The sequence below is a fragment of the Paenibacillus sp. KS1 genome (assembly GCF_001680695.1).
GTDB classification, from domain to species: domain Bacteria; phylum Bacillota; class Bacilli; order Paenibacillales; family Paenibacillaceae; genus Paenibacillus_B; species Paenibacillus_B suaedae.
The window spans coordinates 1-242 of record NZ_MAIS01000385.1 but is presented as its reverse complement, the minus strand read 5'-3'; the positions used below and the strand labels follow the sequence as shown (position 1 = coordinate 242).

General features: G+C 61.6%; 1 protein-coding gene. It reads right to left on the bottom strand.

From position 1 onward, the window contains the following. Positions 1-242 (bottom strand): condensation domain-containing protein (locus tag BBG47_RS28755; RefSeq protein ID WP_139070863.1); only part of this gene is annotated, 242 nt, incomplete at both ends.

Sequence of the window (242 nt, the reverse complement as noted above, 5' to 3'; positions counted from 1 at the left end):
GCGGCAGGCTCATCTCCGGCTCGATCTCCAGCACCACCGGGTACGCGCTCGTAAACCAGCCGATCGTCCGGCTTACATCTACATCCGCCGCGATCGGTTCTCGGCCGTGGCCTTCCAGCAAGACCGCCACGCGATCAAGTCCGCTCCACGCTTGAACCGCTATCGCCAGTGCGGTCAGCAACAGATCGTTGACCTCCGTCCCGTAGGCCCGATGTGCTTCTTTCAACAATTGCTGCGTCTGT